This is a genomic window from Stenotrophomonas sp. HMWF003 (assembly GCF_003061285.1).
Taxonomy (GTDB): domain Bacteria; phylum Pseudomonadota; class Gammaproteobacteria; order Xanthomonadales; family Xanthomonadaceae; genus Stenotrophomonas; species Stenotrophomonas maltophilia_AP.
Genome location: NZ_QAIW01000194.1, coordinates 1 through 16,427, shown reverse-complemented (window position 1 = coordinate 16,427; position 16,427 = coordinate 1). Strand labels below are relative to the sequence as shown.

The window sequence follows — 16,427 nt, the reverse complement described above, 5'->3', positions numbered from 1 at the left end:
CTGCGGGGTTTCCTGCACGCTGTGCCCGGAGATGATCACCTTCTCCGACACCGCGCCGTCCAGGTGCGCGCTCCAGTACGGCACCAGTCCATCGTCGGACTGCTGCAGCGGCACGTCGGGTTTGCGCTGGGCGATGATCGAGTGGTACTTCAGCCCCGGCATGATCGGCAGCGCGCCGGCCGCTTTCACGAACGGGTCGCTGGCCTTGAGGTTGTCGATGCTGTTGGGAATCTGCAGTTTGGTCGGCTGCGCCGACTGACTCTCGGACTGTTGCAGGGTCTGGAACACGTCATCGAACTTGCCCAGGATGGTGATCGGCAGGCGCACCAGGCGCCCGATCAACCGCCCCAGCCGGTTGCCGGCGATGTCGGTGCCCTTGTGCGGGGCGGCGATGAAGATCGCGCGTTCCACGTTCGGTTCGGCGTTGAAATGCAGCAGCGGCCCAAGCTTGGCCTGCACCCGCTTCAGGCGCTCGCCCTTGAGGTCGTAGTTGGCCAGCAGGTCGTTCCACAGCACATCACCGGAAGACGTCACCAGCAGCCGGGCCAGCACCCCGCCCATGCTGTGGCCGATGAACACCATGTCCTTCGACGCCGGGCTGCTGCCGGTCGGGTCGAAATGCTTGAGCGTGTTGTCGAACGCCGCGTCGATCTCGAAGCGGTTCAACGCAATCGGCGCGTTGGTCGGGTAATAGACCTGCCACACCTGGAAGTGCTTGCGCAGCTCCGGATCACCCATGATCTCGTTGGCCACGTTCACCCACGCCTCCGGGCTGCTGCCCAGGCCGTGCAGCATGAAGATGATGCGGCGGTTCGGGTCCCACGGCTGCATCAGGTACATGTGCGGTTCGCCGATGCCTTCGCTCAGGCCAAACAGCGTGCGCAGCGACTGCGTGGCAAACCCCGACTGCGCCAGCCACATGCCGTAGGCGGCGGTGAAGTTGCCGGCCAGCGGCACCTTTTCGCCGTGCAGGTCCACGCTTTCGGTGGACTCGGGCGAATACACGTCGAACAGCACCTGGGTGGTGTCGAGCACCTGCTGCAGGCTGTCGCCCTTGAAGCGCAGCAGCGCGGTGGCGTTGATCGCCGACATCTCGCTGTACTGCGGAATCTCCGCCTTGGTCCCGTCCGCCGCGGCCACCAGCTTGGGCGGGTCCATCACCACCACCAGCTCGGCACCGAAGCCATCGCGCCGGTAGGTGCTGCGCAGGCCGGCAAAGCTCACCGACGAGGCCGACACCATGCGGGTGGGAATGCTGGGCATGCGCAGTTCGTCGAAGTCCGAGGTCAGCGTCCAGCGCTCGCCGGCCACCGGGGCGTTGTAGTCCTCGCCCTCCAGCGCACTCTCGCGGGCGCGCTTGAACACCACCGCCGCGGTCTGCTCGGCGGCGTAGTTGTAGTAGTCGCGCACCTGGGTCTGGCGGTCTTCGAAGGCACGGTCCGACGGCGTGCGCCCACTGAAGAACAGGTAGGCATAGGCGTAACGCGCCGCTTCCAGCCACGCGTCCAGCGCCGCGTCGCTCATCGGGTGCTTGTCACGGTCCTTCGGCTTGGGGCTCAGGCCCAGCGCGGTCTTCACCCACAGCTCCGACAGCGCCGACAGGCGCTGTTCTTCCGGCAGCACGGCGGTATCTTCCAGCGTCTTCTGGCAGGTGACCACGTCCTTGCCGCACAGGTCCTCGTCCAGCCCGACCACGCTCAGGGTTTCCTGCGATGCCGCGCTGAGCTTGCCCGAGGTGAGCACGTCGCCACGCTTGTTGGCCAGGTAGTCGGTGGGTGCCACCTGCTTCATGGTGACCATGGCGCAACCGCTGGACAGCAGCAGCGACAGCACCACCGCCAGCAGCGGCAGCAGGCGGCGGGGGAAGGTGTGGGGCACGGTCATGGTGCGGTTCCTTGTTGCATGCCCGGCACGCCCTGGCGGATCACCTGCGAGAACGCCGGGTCGTTGCCGGCGGCGCGTGCGCGGTCGGTGATGTGGCCCCGCGCCTTCAGCGTGGCGAAATCCACGCCGGGGGTGAGCACGCCCAGGTCGCGTGCGTATTCGGCGAAATACCCCGACACCAGGAGCCGGTAGTCCAGCGGCAGGCCGGGGGCGATCTGCTTGGCCAGCTCGTAGACGATGGTGGTGCAGTTGCTGGTCAGGGTGTTGTAGAACGCCGGTGCCGCGTCCAGCTTGCGCGCCTCGCCCAGGTAGGACACGAACAGCCCCTTGAGCTGTTCGCGGGTCATGCCGTGCAGGCGGTACAGGTACACATCTTCGCCACGCACATTGCTGCGCACGCGGATGATGTCGGTCTCTTCGGCAGCCACCAGGGTCATTTCGAACTTGCGGAAGAACCCGCCCAGCGCCGAGAACGACTCGCCGCGCTCCTTGCGGATCTCCAGCGAGAACACCAGCTGGCGACCGTCGGCGAAACCGAAGGAGATCAGCGTGTGGGCGATCATCGGCCCCATCCAGTACGACATCACCAGATCGGCCGAGCGCAGCTGGTCCAGGTCATAGCTGCGGCGCACCCAGCGCACGTCGTGGTCGTCCTCGCTGCGCCAGGTGAAGTCGCGCACGTTGTCGAGCACCACGTGGGTGCCATCGAATTCGACCACCTTCAGCCGTTGCGCCACGTCGTCGGCCCAGACCCGGTCCTGGCGTGGGGTGAGCAGCAGCCACCACACGCCGCACAGCACCAGCGCGCCCACGTACACCGCGCCCGGCCAACGCCCTGCCCGCGCACGGGCCACGCCCAGCGCGGTGGTCAGCGCAAAACCCGCCCACGCTGCGACGGCAACCCAGCGCAGCCAGCCCGGACCGGGCAGCTGATAGGCCAACAGGCCGGTCACCCACAGCGCTGCGACCAGCATCAACAGCGCCAGCCCCCATCGTCCTGCCTTCTTCACGCGTCGTTCCATCGTTGGTTCGGGGGCGCTAGTTAGCCACAACCGCGGTGCGGGGAACATGTCCGCCTGTTCAGCTTGGGCCGGCGGCATACTGGCGGCGTCCCCATGCGCACAGGAGGCGCTTGCCATGCCCGGTCTTCATTCCATCGGCGGGGTGCCGATCCAGCGCCACCACCTGGCCCGCTGCCATTGCGGCGCGGTGGTCCTGCGCCTGCACCTGCCCGACGGCGTGCTGTCGCCGCGCCGCTGCGACTGCTCGCTGTGCCGGCGCAAGGGCGCGATCGTCGGGTCGGTGAAGCTGGCCGACCTGGAGGTCATCGAGGGCGAGCACGCGCTGCGGCTGTACCAGTTCAACACGCACGTGGCCAAACACTGGTTCTGTGGCACCTGCGGCATCTACACCCACCACCAGCGGCGCTCATCGCCGGACGAATACGGCTACAACCTGGGCTGCCTGGACGGCATCAATCCGTATGCACTGGGCGAGGTGCCGGTCAGCGACGGGGTCAACCACCCCTCGGACCGGCAGCCGGCTCAGTGACTGCGCCGCCGCGTCGGCGCGGCGACCTTCTGCCAGGGTGCCATCGAGGTGCGTCCCGCGCGTGCAGGCCGCTTGAGCAGCAGCCTGCGCTGCGCGGCATCGGGCAACGGCGGGGACGTGACGGCCTCGCGGGCCGGGCGTGCGGGCCAGAGTCGGTCAAGCAACCACATGGCGTGTCTCCGTGGGGGACGGGGACGTGTCACGTTACCGGCGCCCCGGCATAGGCCGGGTGAGGCCCGCACGACAGCCATGTGACGGCCACGGTGCGCCGATCACGCCGCCGGTGCGGACCTGCCCAGCCGCCGCACCAGCACGAAGAACAGCGGCACCAGCACGATCGCCAACAGCGTGCCCGACAGCATCCCGCCAATCACGCTCATGCCGATCTCGCGGCGGCTGACCGCGCCCGCGCCGGTAGCCAGGGCCAGCGGGATGACGCCGGCGATGAAGGCCAGCGAGGTCATCACGATCGGGCGCAGGCGCAGGCGCGCGCCCTGCAGCGCCGCGTCCACCGCCGAACTGCCGGCGCGGTACCGGGCCTCGGCAAACTCCACGATCAGGATGGCGTTCTTGGCCGACAACCCGATGGTGGTAAGCAGGCCCACCTGGAAGTAGATGTCATTGACGAACCCGGCCGCCGTGGTGGCCAGCACGGTGCCCAGCACGCCCAACGGAATCACCAGCAGCACGGCCACCGGCACCGTCCAGCTCTCGTAGAGCGCGGCCAGGCACAGGAAGATGAAGGCGATCGACGCCGCATACAGCCACAGGGTCTGGTTGCTCGACAGCTGTTCCTGGTAGGACAGCCCGCTCCATTGCAGCTCGAAGCCGGGCTCGGCGGCCACCAGCGCCTGCATGCGCTGCATCGCCTCGCCGGAACTGCGTCCTTCGGCAGCGCTGCCCTGGATCTCCATCGCCGGCAGGCCGTTGAAGCGCTGCTGCAGTTGCGGGCCGCGCGCCCAGTGGCTGCTGGCGAAACTGGCGAAGGAGGCCATCTGGCCGTCGCTGCCGCGCACGTACCACTGGCCAATGTCGTCGGGCACGCTGCGGTAGGGCTGGTCGCCCTGCAGGTAGACGCGCTTGACCCGGCAACGGTCGAGGAAATCGTTGACGTAAGTACCGCCCCAGGCCGCCGCGAGGGTGCTGTTGATGTCGGCCTGCGCCAGCCCCAGCGCACTGGCCTGGGCATGGTCGATGTCCAGGTGCAGTTCGGCCTTGTCGCCCAGCCCGTTCAGGCGCACCGAGCTGAGCCCGTCGTCCTGGTTGGCCGCGCCCACCACCCGCTGCTGCGCCGCCTGCAATGCGGTGCGCCCGGCCGCGCTGCTGTCCTGCAGCCACAGTTCAAAGCCGCTGGACTGCCCCAGCCCGCGCACCGCCGGCGGGGCCAGCACGTTGACCTTGGCATCGGCCAGCCCGCGGAAGTGCGCGTTGGCCCGCGCGATGATCGCCGCGGCGGTGTTGTCACCATCGCGCTCGCCCCAGGGCTTGAGCGCCAGAAAGCCCTGCCCGGCGTTCTGCCCGGTGCCGGCATTGTTGCGCCCCACCACCACGAACGCGGCCTCCAGGTTCTGCTGTTCGTTCTGCAGGAAGTACTGGCTGATCTGCGCGCCCAGCGCCTCGGTGCGCGCCATCGGCGTGCCTTCCGGGGTGGAAAACTGGAACATCACCTGGCCCTGGTCTTCGACCGGCAGGAAGCCGGTGGGCATGCGGGCATACAGGGCCACCATGGCCACGATCACCAGCAGATAGAACGCCATCCAGCGCTTGGGCGCGGCCACCACACCGCCCAGCCGCCGCCGGTAGCCGTCCTGGCTGCGTTCGACGCCGCGGTTGAACCAGGCAAAGAAACGGCCGGGGGGTTTCTGTGCGGCGGAGGGTTTGAGCAGCGTGGCGCACAGCGCCGGCGTCAAGGTCAGCGCGACCAGCGCCGACAGCGCCATCGCCGAAGCAATGGTGATCGAGAACTGCCGGTAGATGATCCCGGTGGAACCGCCGAACAACGCCATCGGCAGGAACACCGCGCCCAGCACCACGGTGATGCCGACCAGCGCGCCGGTGATCTCGCCCATGGATTTTTCGGTGGCTTCGCGCGGCGGCAGGTGCTCCTCGTGGATGATGCGCTCCACGTTCTCCACCACCACGATGGCATCGTCCACCAGCAAACCGATCGCCAGCACCATGGCAAACAGGGTGAGCGTGTTGATGGTGAACCCGGCCACCGCCAGCACCCCGAACGTGCCCAGCAGCACCACCGGCACGGTGATCGCCGGGATCAGCGTGGCGCGCACGTTCTGCAGGAACAGGAACATCACGATCACCACCAGCACGATGGCCTCGATGAGCGTGTGGATCACCCCTTCGATGGAGACCCGCACGAACGGCGTGCTGTCACGCGGGTACGCCACCTGCACGCCAGGCGGGAAGCCCGGGCGCAGTTTCTCGATGGTGGCGCGTACCGCGTCGGCGGTTTCCAGCGCGTTCGCGCCGGAGGCCAGCGTCACCGAAAAACCCGCCGCCGGGTAGCCGTTGAGGTAGCTGCTGGTCTGGTAGTTCTCCGCGCCGATCTCCACCCGCGCCACGTCGGCCAGGTGCACCGCCGCCCCACTGGGCAGCGTGCGCAGGATGATCGTGCGGAACTGTTCGGGGGTCTGCAGCCGCGACTGTGCGGTGACCGTGGCCGTGAGGCTCTGCGTGGGCGCGGCCGGCAACGCACCCAGTTCACCGGCGGTCACCTGCGTGTTCTGCGCTTCGATGGCACTGCGCACATCGGCGGGCATCAGATTGAAGGCACGCAGCTTGTGCGGGTCCAGCCAGATGCGCATGGCGTACTGCGCACCGAACACATTGATCTCGCCCACGCCCGGAATGCGGCTGATCGGGTCCTGTACGTTGCTGACCAGGAAGTCGGACACATCCACGCGCTCCATGCGCCGGCTGGTGTCGTACAGCGACACCACCATCAACGCATCGCCCTGCGACTTGGCCACGGTCACACCCTGCTGCTGCACTTCCTGCGGCAGCCGGTTGATGGCCTGGTTGACGCTGTTCTGCACCTGCACCTGGGCGATGTCCGGGTTGGCGCGCTGGTCGAAGGTGACCGTGATCCGCGCCTGGCCCGAAGACGAACTGGTGGAGGAGAAATACAGCAGGTGGTCGATGCCCTTGATCTGCTGTTCGATCACCTGGGTGACGCTGTCTTCCACGGTCTGCGCCGAGGCACCGGTGTAGTTGGCGGTGATGTTGACCTGCGGTGGGGCGATGTCCGGGTACTGCTCCACCGGCAGCTGGGTCACCGCAATCGCGCCCAGCGCCATGATGCAGATCGCCAGCACCCAGGCGAATACCGGGCGATGGATGAAGAAACGCGGCAGCATGCGCTCAGCCCTTCCCGGCGGGGGCGGCGGCAGGCTTCACCCGCACCGGCATGCCGTCGGCCAGGCCCTGTGCGCCGGCCACCACCACCCGTTCGCCGGCCGCGATGCCATCCAGCACCAGCCACTGGTTGCCCACCGCGCGGGCGGTGCGGAACACGCGCAGCCGCGCCTTGCCGTCGGCGTCCACCACCCACGCCTGCGCCTCGCCCTTGGGGCTGCGGTCCACCGCCGCCTGCGGCACCAGCAGCGCCTGCTGGCGGATGCCCTGGCCCACCTGGCCGCGTACGTACATGCCCGGCAGCAGCTGGCCGTCCGGATTGGGGAACTGCGCGCGCAGGGTGATGCTGCCGGTGGCCTGTTCCACATCGATGTCGGCAAATTCCAGCGTGCCCGGCAGCGGGTAATCGGTGCCGTCGGACAGGCGCAGCCGCACTGGCGCGGTACTGGCCTGCACGCCGCCTTCGGCGATCGCCCGGCGCAGCGCCAGGTATTCGTTGCTGGACTGGGTGATGTCCACGTTCATCGGGTCCACCTGCTGGATCCGCGCCAGCGGTTCGGCCTGGCCGGAGGTGACCAGGGCGCCCGGGGTGAACAGCGCGCGGCCGATGCGGCCGGCGATCGGCGCGGTGACCGTGGCAAAGCCCAGCCGCGTGCGTGCGGTATCGCGGGCGGCCTGCGCGGCCTGCACGGCCGCGGCGGCCTGCTGTCCGCTGGCAATGGCGTCGTCCACGTCCTGGCGCGCGGCCAGCTGGTCCTTGCCCAGCGCCTGCAGCCGCTGCGCGCGCAGGCGCGCGGCCACCGCCGTGGCCTCGGCGGTCTTCAGGTTGGCCTGCGCCTCGTTCAGCGCGGCCTGGTACAGCGCCGGTTCGATCTGGAACAACGGTTGCCCGGCCCGCACCATCTGGCCCTGCTCGAACAACCGCGCCACCAGTACACCGTCCACCTGTGGGCGCACTTCCGATTCCTGCGAGGCCACGGTGCGCCCCGGCAGCTCCTGCTCCAGTGCCAGCGGCTGGGCCTGCAGGGTCAGCACACTCACCTCCGGCGCGGCCGGCGCCACCTTGGGCGCGTCCTTGCCGCAGGCCACCAGCAGGGTGGCCATGCCGAAGGCGAGCCAGGGCGCGCGCCAGGCCAGGGGCGACAGCCGGGCACGGGCCGGGAAGGAGGAATACGTGGGGGTCATCGGTTGCGGGGTTCCAGGCGTGGGGGAAGCGCTGGGCGTGCCGCCAAAGGAACGGCGCACGGCCCGGAGACGTCGATACCCAGGGCAGACGTCCTGTGTGGACGCGCGCGGCCAGGGCCGCAGCGGGGTTCCACGGGGCCGAATATAGAAGACACAGCGGTGCGATCCAGCGAAGAACGCATGAAACATTTTTCATTTGCCCTGGCTGCGCCCGGTTGCGACGATGCACGGGACCCCGCCTTCAAAGTGGCCCATGCCGCGCGTACTCACCATCGAGGACGACCTAGTCACCGCCGAGGAAATCGCCACCGAACTGCGCAGCCACGGCTTCGAGGTGGACCTGGTGGCCGACGGCGACACCGGCCTGGCAATGGCGCGGCGCGGCGACTACGCGGTGATCACCCTGGACCGCATGTTGCCCGGCATCGACGGCCTGGCCCTGGTCACGGCGTTGCGGCGTGACGGCATCACCACCCCGGTACTGATGATCAGCGCGTTGTCCGACGTGGACGAGCGCGTGCGCGGGCTGCGCGCCGGCGGCGACGACTACCTGACCAAGCCGTTCGCCTCCGATGAAATGTCGGCGCGCGTGGAGGTGCTGATCCGCCGCCATGGCCAGGCCAGCGTCGCCGACAACGTCCTGCGCGTCGGCGATCTGGAACTGGACCTGATGACCCGCTCGGTGCGCCGCGCCGGGCAGGAGATCGCGCTGCTGCCCACCGAATTCAAACTGCTGGAATTCCTGGTCCGCAACGCGGGCCAGGTGGTCACCCGCAGCATGCTGTTCCAGGAAGTGTGGGGCTACCACTTCGACCCTGGCACCAACCTGATCGACGTGCATATCGGGCGGGTGCGCAAGCGCATCGAACACCCCGGCCGCGAGCAGCCGATCAAGACCGTCCGCGGAACCGGCTATGTCCTCGACCCACACCCCTGAGCAATGGCGCTCGTCCAGCAGCCGGCTGCTGGGCCTGTACTGCATCCTGTTCGTGGCCTGGTCGAGCATGCTGCTCGGGGTGATGTACTGGCGCATCTCCGACTATCTCAGCGACCTGTCCGAATCGGGCCTGCAGCAGCGCACGCACCTGTTCATGACCTTCGAAGGCGCGGCGCTGGATGACGCCCTGCGCGACAGCCTCCGCTACGACCTGCACCAGGTGTACGCCTACGGCCTGTTCACGGCCGCCGGGCAACCGCTGGCGGGTCCGTTGGTGGCCGTGCCTTCGGAGCTGCCCCTCGACGGCCGCTCGCATCCGGTGGACGGCTGGGTCCTGGCAACGGGCGCGCGTGATGAAGGGGGCAGTGCGCTCGGCGTGACCACCCACGACGGCCGGGTGCTGGTGTTCGTCCGCCAGAACGGCAAGCTCACCGCGGTCAACAGCATCATCCTCGACGCCCTGCTGTGGGGGGTGTCGCTGACCGTCATTCCCGGGCTGGCCGGCTGGCACATCCTGCGACGGCGCCCGTTGAAACGTATCCAGCAGATCGAGGCGGCCACCAATCGCATCGTCGCCGGTGATCTGGGGCAGCGCCTGCCCGTGTCGGACCGGCGCGACGAGATCGACCGCCTGTCCAGCATCGTCAACGCCATGCTCGAGCGCATCGAACAGCTGATGACCGAGGTCAAAGGGGTGTGCGACAGCATCGCGCACGACCTGCGCACGCCGCTTACCCGGCTTCGCGCCCACCTCTACCGCACCCGGGTAGCGCTGGACGAACACGACCCGCACGCCGACCAGATCGACAAGGCGCTGCTCGAGACCGACCTGCTGATGGCACGCTTCGCCGCGCTGCTGCGCGTGTCGGAACTGGAAAGCCACCAACGCCGCTCGGCATTCGTCGACATCGACGTGGCCGACCTGCTGCAGGAAGTGCATCAGTTCTACCTGCCGCTGGCCGAAGAAAAGCAGCAGGTGCTGGCGCTGGAGATCGCGCCGTCGCTGGCGCCGGTCAGCGGCGACCGCGAGCTGCTGTTCGAAGCACTGGCCAACCTGCTGTCCAACGCGCTGCGCTTCACCCCCGAACACGGCCGCATCCTGCTGCGGGCGGTGGACGACGGCGGCGCCACCCGCATCGATGTCATCGACAACGGCCCGGGCATCGCGCCGCAGGACCGCGCCCTGGTCTACCAGCGCTTCTTCCGCGGCGGCGCCGAGGCCGGGCATGGCGAAGGCTTCGGGCTGGGCCTGTCGATCGTGGCAGCGATCGTCGGCCTGCACGGGTTCCGCCTGCGCACCGGCGCCAGCCCGGACGGCGGTGCCTGGTTGAGCATCCGCTGCGTGGCCGACGCGCTCCACTGACGAGGCCCAATTCGTTCAGTTTGAGAATCATTTGTATTCGCAATAGGTCATCCGGATAATCCGTCGCCACCTGCCTGCCCGGACCGCCCCGATGCCTGCCCTGCCCCGTTCCCGCACCCTGCTGCTGTGGTCGCTGGCCACCCCCGCTCTGCTGGCCTCGGCCATCGCCCAGGCCCAGGACAACAGCGCTGCACGTACCCTGGATGCGGTGACCGTGGTGGCCGAGCGCGCCAGCACCGCCACCAAGACCGACACCCCGCTCACCCAGACCCCGCAGGCGATCAGCGTGGTAACCCGCGAGCTGTTCAGCGACCGCGGCGCGCACAACCTGCAGGAAACCCTGCGCTACAGCGCCGGCGTCACCGCCGACGCCTACGGCCTGGATACCCGAAGCGACGGCAGCACCGTGCGCGGCCTGGACCCGGTGCAGTACCTGGACGGCCTGCGCCGCAGCTACGGCTTCAACCCGATGGCACGCACCGAGGTGTATGGCCTGGAGCGGGTGGAAGTGCTGCGCGGCCCGTCGTCGGTGCTGTACGGCGCCGGCGCCACCGGCGGCATCATCAACGCCATGACCAAGCGCCCCACCTTCACCGACCTCGGCGGCGAACTGGGCGTGCAGCTGGGCAACTTCGACCGCAAGCAGTTCCAGGGCGACATCGGCGGCAGCCTCAACGACGCCGGCACCGTGGCCGGCCGCGTGGTCGGCCTGGTCCGCAATGCCGGCATGCAGACCGACGGCGTCGACGACGACCGCGTCTATATCGCCCCCTCCATCAGCTGGCGCGGCGAGCGCAGCAACCTCACCCTGCTGGCCAGCTACCAGCACGACAAGACCGCCTCCAGCCAGCAGTTCCTGCCGGTGGTGGCCACCTTGAACGCACCGGCCGGCCGGCCGCGCCTGGACCCGTCGACCTTCCTCGGCGACCACGACTTCGACATGCTCGATTCGCGCGTGTACAGCCTTACCGCGCTGTTCGACCACGCCTTCAGCGACACCGTCAGCCTGCGCTCCTCGGTGCGCTACCTGGACGGCAAGACCGAGTTCCGCGAGCTGTACCCGGACACCTACACCAACCCGACCGACCCGTTCATCGATGCCGACAAGCGCGTGGTCAACCGCAACGCCTACGGCGTGCGCCCGGACGTGCGCGTGCTGACCAGCGACACCGCGTTGCAGTTCGACGTGGCCACCGGGGCGTTCCAGCACCTGCTGCTGGCTGGCGTGGACTACACCGACTACCGCGAAGAATCGCTGAGCCTGGATGCCACGCCCACGCCGATCGACATCTACGCCCCGGTCTCCACCGGCGTCACCATCAACGGCTGGAACCGCCTGCCCAACCAGCGCACCACCCAGCTGGGCGTCTACGTGCAGGACCAGATCCGCTGGGCCGACCGCGTCTCGCTGGTGCTCGGCGCGCGCCGTGACCATGCGCGCAGCAAGACCGAAGGCCTGCCCAGCCAGACCGACAACGCCACCACCTACCGCGCCGGCCTGATCGGCGACATCGGCGCGGGCGTCTCGCCGTACATCAGCTACAGCGAGTCGTTCCTGCCGGTCAATGGCCAGGACCTGTACGGCCGCGCGTTCAAGCCGATGCAGGGCCACCAGACCGAAGCCGGCGTGAAGTGGCAGCCGGCGCGCACCCTGCTGGTCACCGCTTCGGTCTACCGCATCACCGAAACCAACCGGCAGACCAACGATCCGGACAACGTGCTCAACGTCATCCAGACCGGTGAAATCCAGTCCAAGGGCGTCGAGCTGGAAGGCCAGTTCTCCTTCGCCAACGACCTCACCGTCACCGCCGCCTACGCGCGCAACAAGGCCGAAGTCACCAGGAGCAACTTCGCCATGGAAGTGGACCAGCGCCTCAACGACACCCCGCAGGAGCTGACCTCGCTGTGGATCGCCAAGGGCTTCCAGCTCGATGCCGACGCGCGCCTGCGCGTGGGCGTGGGTGGCCGCTATGTCGGCAACACCCAGTCGCTCGGCTACGGCGGTTTCATCCGCACGCCGAGCTACACGCTGATCGACGGCCTGTTCGAAGTGCAGGTCACCGACTGGACCATGGCGCTGAACATCACCAACCTCACCGACAAGAAGTACTTCGCGCCGTGCCGCAATTTCGGCGACTGCTTCACCGGCAACCCGCGCACGGTCACCGGCACGATCAGCTACCGGTTCTGACCGCCGCCGGTGCCGGCGAACGCCCCAGCAGCGCATGCACCAGCAGCGCGCTGGCGGCGGTGAGCACGGCCAGCCCGCGCAGCAGTGCCACCAGCGCCTCGCTGCTGGCCTGCTGCAGCACCTGCGGCGGCAGGCCCGGCAGCAGGGCCGTGGCTTGGGTCAGCGACCCGGTGGCCAGGTAGGCACCGGCCCGCGCCAGCGTGGCGGCCGGCAAGCGGCCGTCCGCACCCAACCGCTGCGCCACCAGCATCGCCAGCAACGCGGTGACCGCAGCCAGCGCAATGCCCTCGCCGGCCACCCGCACCGTGCCGAAGATCCCCGCCGCCATGCCGGCGCGCTGCACCGGCACCACGCTCACCGACAAACCATCCATCAGCCCCCACGGCAGCGCCGTGCCCGCGCCAATCAGCAGCAATGCCGGCCACCACTGCGCCGGCGGTGCGTGCAGCACCTGGCGGGACAGCAAGTACAAGCCCGCCGCACAGACCAGCAACCCCACCACACACAACCGCGCCGCCCCCACCTGCCGCGACCAGCGGGCTGCCAGCATCGGCAGCACCAGCATCGGTGCCGACAACGCCAGCATCTGCAGGCCCACCCGGGTCGGCGACTGCCCCTGCACCCCGAGCAGGTGGAGTGGCAGCACCACCAGCAACACCACATACCCCAGGCAGGTGGCCACCGGCAGCAGCTGCACGCCGAGGAAGCGGCGCTGCGCGAACAGGGACAGATCCAGCAGCGGCGGCCGCGCGCGCGCTTCCACCCGCACGAACAGCACCAGCAACAGCAGCGTGGCCAGCGCCGCGCCGATCACCTGCGGCGACCCCGCGCCGTGTTCGGCCAGTACCAGCAGCATCACCGTCAGCGCGGCCAGCATCAGGCTGAAGCAGAGCATGCCGGCCGCATCCAGGCGCGCCGGCGGGCCGCGGCTTTCGTCCAGGTGGCGCAACGCCAGCGCCCAGCCTGCCAACGCCAGCACCCCACCACTGGCAAACACCGCGCGCCAGCCCAGCGTCTGCAGCAGCAGGCCGGCGAGCAGCGGCCCCAGCGCCAGCCCCACCCCGAACATCGTGCCCATCAACGCGAACACCCGCGTACGCGCATGGCCCTGGAAACGCTGCGCCAACGCCGAACTGCCCGACGCCAACGCGGCGGCGGCAGCCACACCCTGCACGCCACGCGCCAGGTCCAGCGCGCGCAGGTCCGCCGCCAGGCACACCGCCAACGTTGCCAGCACGAAGCCCGCGCTGCCGCACAGGAACAGCCGGCGACGACCGAACCGGTCGGCCAGCCCCCCGGCGGCCAGCAACAGGCTGCCGAAGCTGAGCATGAAGGCGTTGGTGACCCACGCCAGCGCGCTCGGCGCGCCCTGGAACCGGCCGGCCAACGCTGGCACCGCCACCGCACCGGCCGAGAAGGACAACGGCAGCGCGAGCGCCACCAGGCACACCGCCAGCACGCCCCAGCGCGGATCGCAGCGCAGGTCATCACGGGACAACAAAGACATGGGGGATCCAGACAACACGGGAAATTGACGATACAGCGGCGTCTATCCAGCAAAAACGCCCGCGATGGCATTTGATTACGGACGTTTGTTCCGTAATCATCGCCCCATGGATTCGCTGACCGCCCTGCTCGCCTTCGTCCGCACCGCCGAGACCGCCAGCTTCGTCGGCGCTGCCCGCAGCCTCGGCCTGTCGCCTTCCACGGTTGGCAAGCGCATTGCACGCCTGGAGCAGCAACTGGGCGTGCGCCTGTTCCAGCGCACCACGCGGCGGGTGCACCTCACCGAAGAAGGCGAGCTGCTGCTGCAGCGCTGCCGACGCGCGTTGGATGAGCTGTCCGAGGTACAAGCCGACCTGGCCCAGCGCCAGCAGTCGCCCCGCGGCCTGCTGCGGGTGGGGCTGCCCACCATCGGCTACCGCTTTCTGCTGCCGCTGTTGCCACTGTTCCGGCAACGCTACCCGGACGTGCAGCTGGAGCTGGACTTCAACGACCGCTTGGTGGATGTGGTCAGCGAAGGGCTGGACGTGGTGATCCGCAGCGGTGAACTGGCCGACTCCAGCCTGATGGCGCGCCGCCTGGGACCGTTCCACTTCGTGCTGTGCGCCGCGCCGGCGCACCTGCGCGCGCACGCAGAACCGACCACGCTGGCGCAGCTGGCGACGCATCCAGCGGTGCGCTTCCGCTACCCCACCACGGGCAAGCTGCAGCCGTGGTTGCTGCCCGGGCACGATGGCGATGCCGGCGCCGCGCTGGCCACGGTGATGACCTGCAACAACATGGAAGCCCTGCTCGCCGCCGCGATCGGGGGGCTGGGCGTGGCGTGGATGCCCGACTTCCTGGCCGCCGACGCGCTGGCCGACGGCCGGCTGCAGGCGCTGCTGCCCGAGCAGCCGCGGCAGCCCGGCCAGTTCTCACTGCTGTGGCCGGGCACGCGGCAGCCCAGCGCGCGCCTGCGTGTGTTCATCGACTTCATGGCCGAGCACCTGTTCAGCGCCGCACCGTCGCCGCCTGCTGCACGCGCGCGGCGCTGACCGCTCCGGCCGCATCACGTACCATCGCCCGCATCCCTGCCAGCCCTGCGCCAGCCGAATGCAACGATCCATCCTCAACGCCTGGTTCCTCGTGCACAAGTGGACCAGCCTGGTCTGCACCGTGTTCCTGCTGCTGTTGTGCCTGACCGGCCTGCCGCTGGTATTCGGCGAAGAGATCGCCCACCTGGCCGAGCCGCACGTGGACGCACCGGCCACCGATGCCGCCGCGCGCGATCTGGACGCACAGGTGCGCACCGCGCTGGCGCAGTACCCGGGCAACGTGCCGCTGTTCGTCGGCTGGGACCCGGACGCGCCCACCGTGTACGTCAACACCGGTGCACGCGCCGACACCCCACCGCCGCAGATGCAGACCGCGCTGCTGCACGCGATCAGCGGCGAGGTGCTGCCGGCCGCGCAGTTCAACGAAGGGGTGATGTACTTCCTGTACCGCCTGCACACCGACCTGTTCCTGGGCCTGCCCGGCATGCTGTTCATGGGCATGATGGGGCTGCTGTTCGCCGTGGCGATCATCTCCGGCCTGGTGCTCTACGGCCCGTTCATGCGCAAGCAGCCGTTCGGCACCCTGCGCACCGGGCGCAGCCGTCGGCTGGCCTGGTTGGACCTGCACAACGTGCTGGGCGTCGTCACCCTGGGCTGGGCGCTGGTGGTGGGTATCACCGGGGCGATCAACACCGTCGCCAAGCCGCTCGAACAGGCGTGGCAAGGCGAGCAGCTGGGCGAATTCGCCGCACGCTACGCCGGCCAGCCACGCCCCACCACGCTGGCCTCGCTGCAGGCGGCGGTGGACACCGCGCGCGCTGCGGAACCGGGCATGCGCCCGGCCTTCGTCAGCTTCCCCGGCACCGGCTACAGCGGCAACCACCACTATGGCGTGTTCATGCAGGGCAACAGCGCACTCACCGAGCGCCTCTACCGCCCGGTGCTGATCGACGCGCAGACCGGCGCGCTCACCGCGCAGCCGCAGCTGCCGCTTTACATGAGCGTGCTGCTGCTCAGCCAGCCGCTGCACTTCGGTGACTACGGCAAGCTGCCCTTGAAGATCCTGTGGGCGCTGCTGGACCTGCTCACCATTGGCGTGCTCATCAGCGGCCTGTACCTGTGGTTCAAGCGCGGCAGCACCGCGCAACGGGTGACCGAACTCGAACGCGCCGCGCGCACCGGAGCACCCGAATGAGCCGTCCTTCCGCCACACCGCGCAGCCCGTTCGTGGCCCCGGCCTGGATCGCCGCAGCCAGCCTGCTGGGGCTGGTCAGCGCGTTGCTCGGCGATGGCATCTTCGATGTGGTGTCGTGGCTGATCTTCGCTGGTCTGGTGGCGCTGGCCGTGCGCGCCTGGGTCAAACGCACCCGCTAAACTGTCCGGCCTGCACACCGAGCGACCACCGTG

Annotated in this window: 12 protein-coding genes; 7 read left to right on the top strand and 5 right to left on the bottom strand. The window is 69.1% G+C overall.

Going from position 1 to position 16,427, the window contains the following annotated elements; genetic code table 11:
• Positions 1-1,884 (bottom strand): alpha/beta fold hydrolase (locus tag DBR34_RS07840; protein ID WP_258223742.1); only part of this gene is annotated, 1,884 nt, incomplete at its 3' end.
• Positions 1,881-2,858 carry a DUF4105 domain-containing protein gene (locus DBR34_RS07835; RefSeq protein ID WP_128096392.1) on the bottom strand — a complete coding sequence of 326 codons (978 nt, stop codon included), beginning with the start codon at positions 2,856-2,858 and terminating at the stop codon, positions 1,881-1,883. The genes DBR34_RS07840 and DBR34_RS07835, both read right to left, overlap by 4 nt.
• Before the next feature lie 163 nt (positions 2,859-3,021).
• On the opposite strand from DBR34_RS07835, the gene DBR34_RS07830 reads away from it, so the two are divergent.
• A complete protein-coding gene (locus DBR34_RS07830; RefSeq protein ID WP_128096375.1) occupies positions 3,022-3,435 on the top strand; it encodes a GFA family protein in 414 nt (137 codons plus the stop codon).
• Positions 3,436-3,707: 272 nt separating this feature from the next.
• Here DBR34_RS07830 and DBR34_RS07825 read toward each other — a convergent pair whose 3' ends face one another.
• Both DBR34_RS07825 and DBR34_RS07820 read right to left on the bottom strand, forming a co-directional pair.
• A complete protein-coding gene (locus DBR34_RS07825; RefSeq protein ID WP_128096374.1) occupies positions 3,708-6,809 on the bottom strand; it encodes an efflux RND transporter permease subunit in 3,102 nt (1,033 codons plus the stop codon).
• A gap of 4 nt (positions 6,810-6,813) precedes the next feature.
• Entirely contained in the window at positions 6,814-7,911 is a 1,098-nt protein-coding gene (locus DBR34_RS07820) for an efflux RND transporter periplasmic adaptor subunit (RefSeq protein ID WP_128096391.1), read from the bottom strand.
• Positions 7,912-8,245: 334 nt separating this feature from the next.
• Here DBR34_RS07820 and DBR34_RS07815 point away from each other — a divergent pair, with 334 nt between their 5' ends.
• The 3 genes from DBR34_RS07815 (at position 8,246) to DBR34_RS07805 (ending at position 12,483) form a co-directional block, all read left to right on the top strand.
• Entirely contained in the window at positions 8,246-8,929 is a 684-nt protein-coding gene (locus DBR34_RS07815; protein WP_128096373.1) for a response regulator transcription factor, read from the top strand.
• A complete protein-coding gene (locus tag DBR34_RS07810; protein ID WP_128096372.1) occupies positions 8,907-10,292 on the top strand; it encodes an ATP-binding protein in 1,386 nt (461 codons plus the stop codon). Before DBR34_RS07815 ends, DBR34_RS07810 begins: the two co-directional genes overlap by 23 nt.
• A gap of 91 nt (positions 10,293-10,383) precedes the next feature.
• Positions 10,384-12,483, top strand: coding sequence for a TonB-dependent siderophore receptor (locus tag DBR34_RS07805; RefSeq protein ID WP_128096371.1), 2,100 nt, complete (start codon positions 10,384-10,386; stop codon positions 12,481-12,483).
• On the opposite strand, the gene DBR34_RS07800 is transcribed toward DBR34_RS07805, so the two are convergent.
• Positions 12,467-13,990 (bottom strand): MFS transporter, encoded by a 1,524-nt coding sequence (locus DBR34_RS07800; protein WP_128096370.1) that lies wholly within the window; start codon positions 13,988-13,990, stop codon positions 12,467-12,469. The genes DBR34_RS07805 and DBR34_RS07800 overlap by 17 nt on opposite strands.
• Before the next feature lie 106 nt (positions 13,991-14,096).
• Between DBR34_RS07800 and DBR34_RS07795 the strand changes: the two genes are divergently transcribed.
• From DBR34_RS07795 to DBR34_RS07785, 3 genes are read left to right on the top strand one after another with little or no spacing between them, the layout of a single operon-like run.
• Positions 14,097-15,020, top strand: coding sequence for a LysR family transcriptional regulator (locus DBR34_RS07795; protein ID WP_128096369.1), 924 nt, complete (start codon positions 14,097-14,099; stop codon positions 15,018-15,020).
• Between the two features lie 58 nt (positions 15,021-15,078).
• Positions 15,079-16,215, top strand: a complete 1,137-nt coding sequence (locus DBR34_RS07790) for a PepSY-associated TM helix domain-containing protein (protein ID WP_128096368.1) — start codon at positions 15,079-15,081, stop codon at positions 16,213-16,215.
• A complete protein-coding gene (locus DBR34_RS07785; RefSeq protein WP_128096367.1) occupies positions 16,212-16,394 on the top strand; it encodes a hypothetical protein in 183 nt (60 codons plus the stop codon). The genes DBR34_RS07790 and DBR34_RS07785 overlap by 4 nt, the downstream gene beginning before the upstream one ends.
• Positions 16,395-16,427: the final 33 nt, after the last annotated feature.

What these genes read in the sequence shown, in the direction of transcription:
- DBR34_RS07790 (WP_128096368.1), top strand. Translation starts at nt 15,079, where the DNA reads ATGCAACGATCCATCCTCAACGCCTGGTTCCTCGTGCACAAGTGGACC.
- DBR34_RS07785 (WP_128096367.1), top strand. Translation starts at nt 16,212, where the DNA reads ATGAGCCGTCCTTCCGCCACACCGCGCAGCCCGTTCGTGGCCCCGGCC.
- DBR34_RS07805 (WP_128096371.1), top strand. Translation starts at nt 10,384, where the DNA reads ATGCCTGCCCTGCCCCGTTCCCGCACCCTGCTGCTGTGGTCGCTGGCC.
- DBR34_RS07810 (WP_128096372.1), top strand. Translation starts at nt 8,907, where the DNA reads ATGTCCTCGACCCACACCCCTGAGCAATGGCGCTCGTCCAGCAGCCGG.
- DBR34_RS07800 (WP_128096370.1), bottom strand. Translation starts at nt 13,990, where the DNA reads ATGTCTTTGTTGTCCCGTGATGACCTGCGCTGCGATCCGCGCTGGGGC.
- DBR34_RS07825 (WP_128096374.1), bottom strand. Translation starts at nt 6,809, where the DNA reads ATGCTGCCGCGTTTCTTCATCCATCGCCCGGTATTCGCCTGGGTGCTG.
- DBR34_RS07795 (WP_128096369.1), top strand. Translation starts at nt 14,097, where the DNA reads ATGGATTCGCTGACCGCCCTGCTCGCCTTCGTCCGCACCGCCGAGACC.
- DBR34_RS07815 (WP_128096373.1), top strand. Translation starts at nt 8,246, where the DNA reads ATGCCGCGCGTACTCACCATCGAGGACGACCTAGTCACCGCCGAGGAA.
- DBR34_RS07820 (WP_128096391.1), bottom strand. Translation starts at nt 7,911, where the DNA reads ATGGCCACCCTGCTGGTGGCCTGCGGCAAGGACGCGCCCAAGGTGGCG.
- DBR34_RS07830 (WP_128096375.1), top strand. Translation starts at nt 3,022, where the DNA reads ATGCCCGGTCTTCATTCCATCGGCGGGGTGCCGATCCAGCGCCACCAC.
- DBR34_RS07835 (WP_128096392.1), bottom strand. Translation starts at nt 2,858, where the DNA reads ATGCTGGTCGCAGCGCTGTGGGTGACCGGCCTGTTGGCCTATCAGCTG.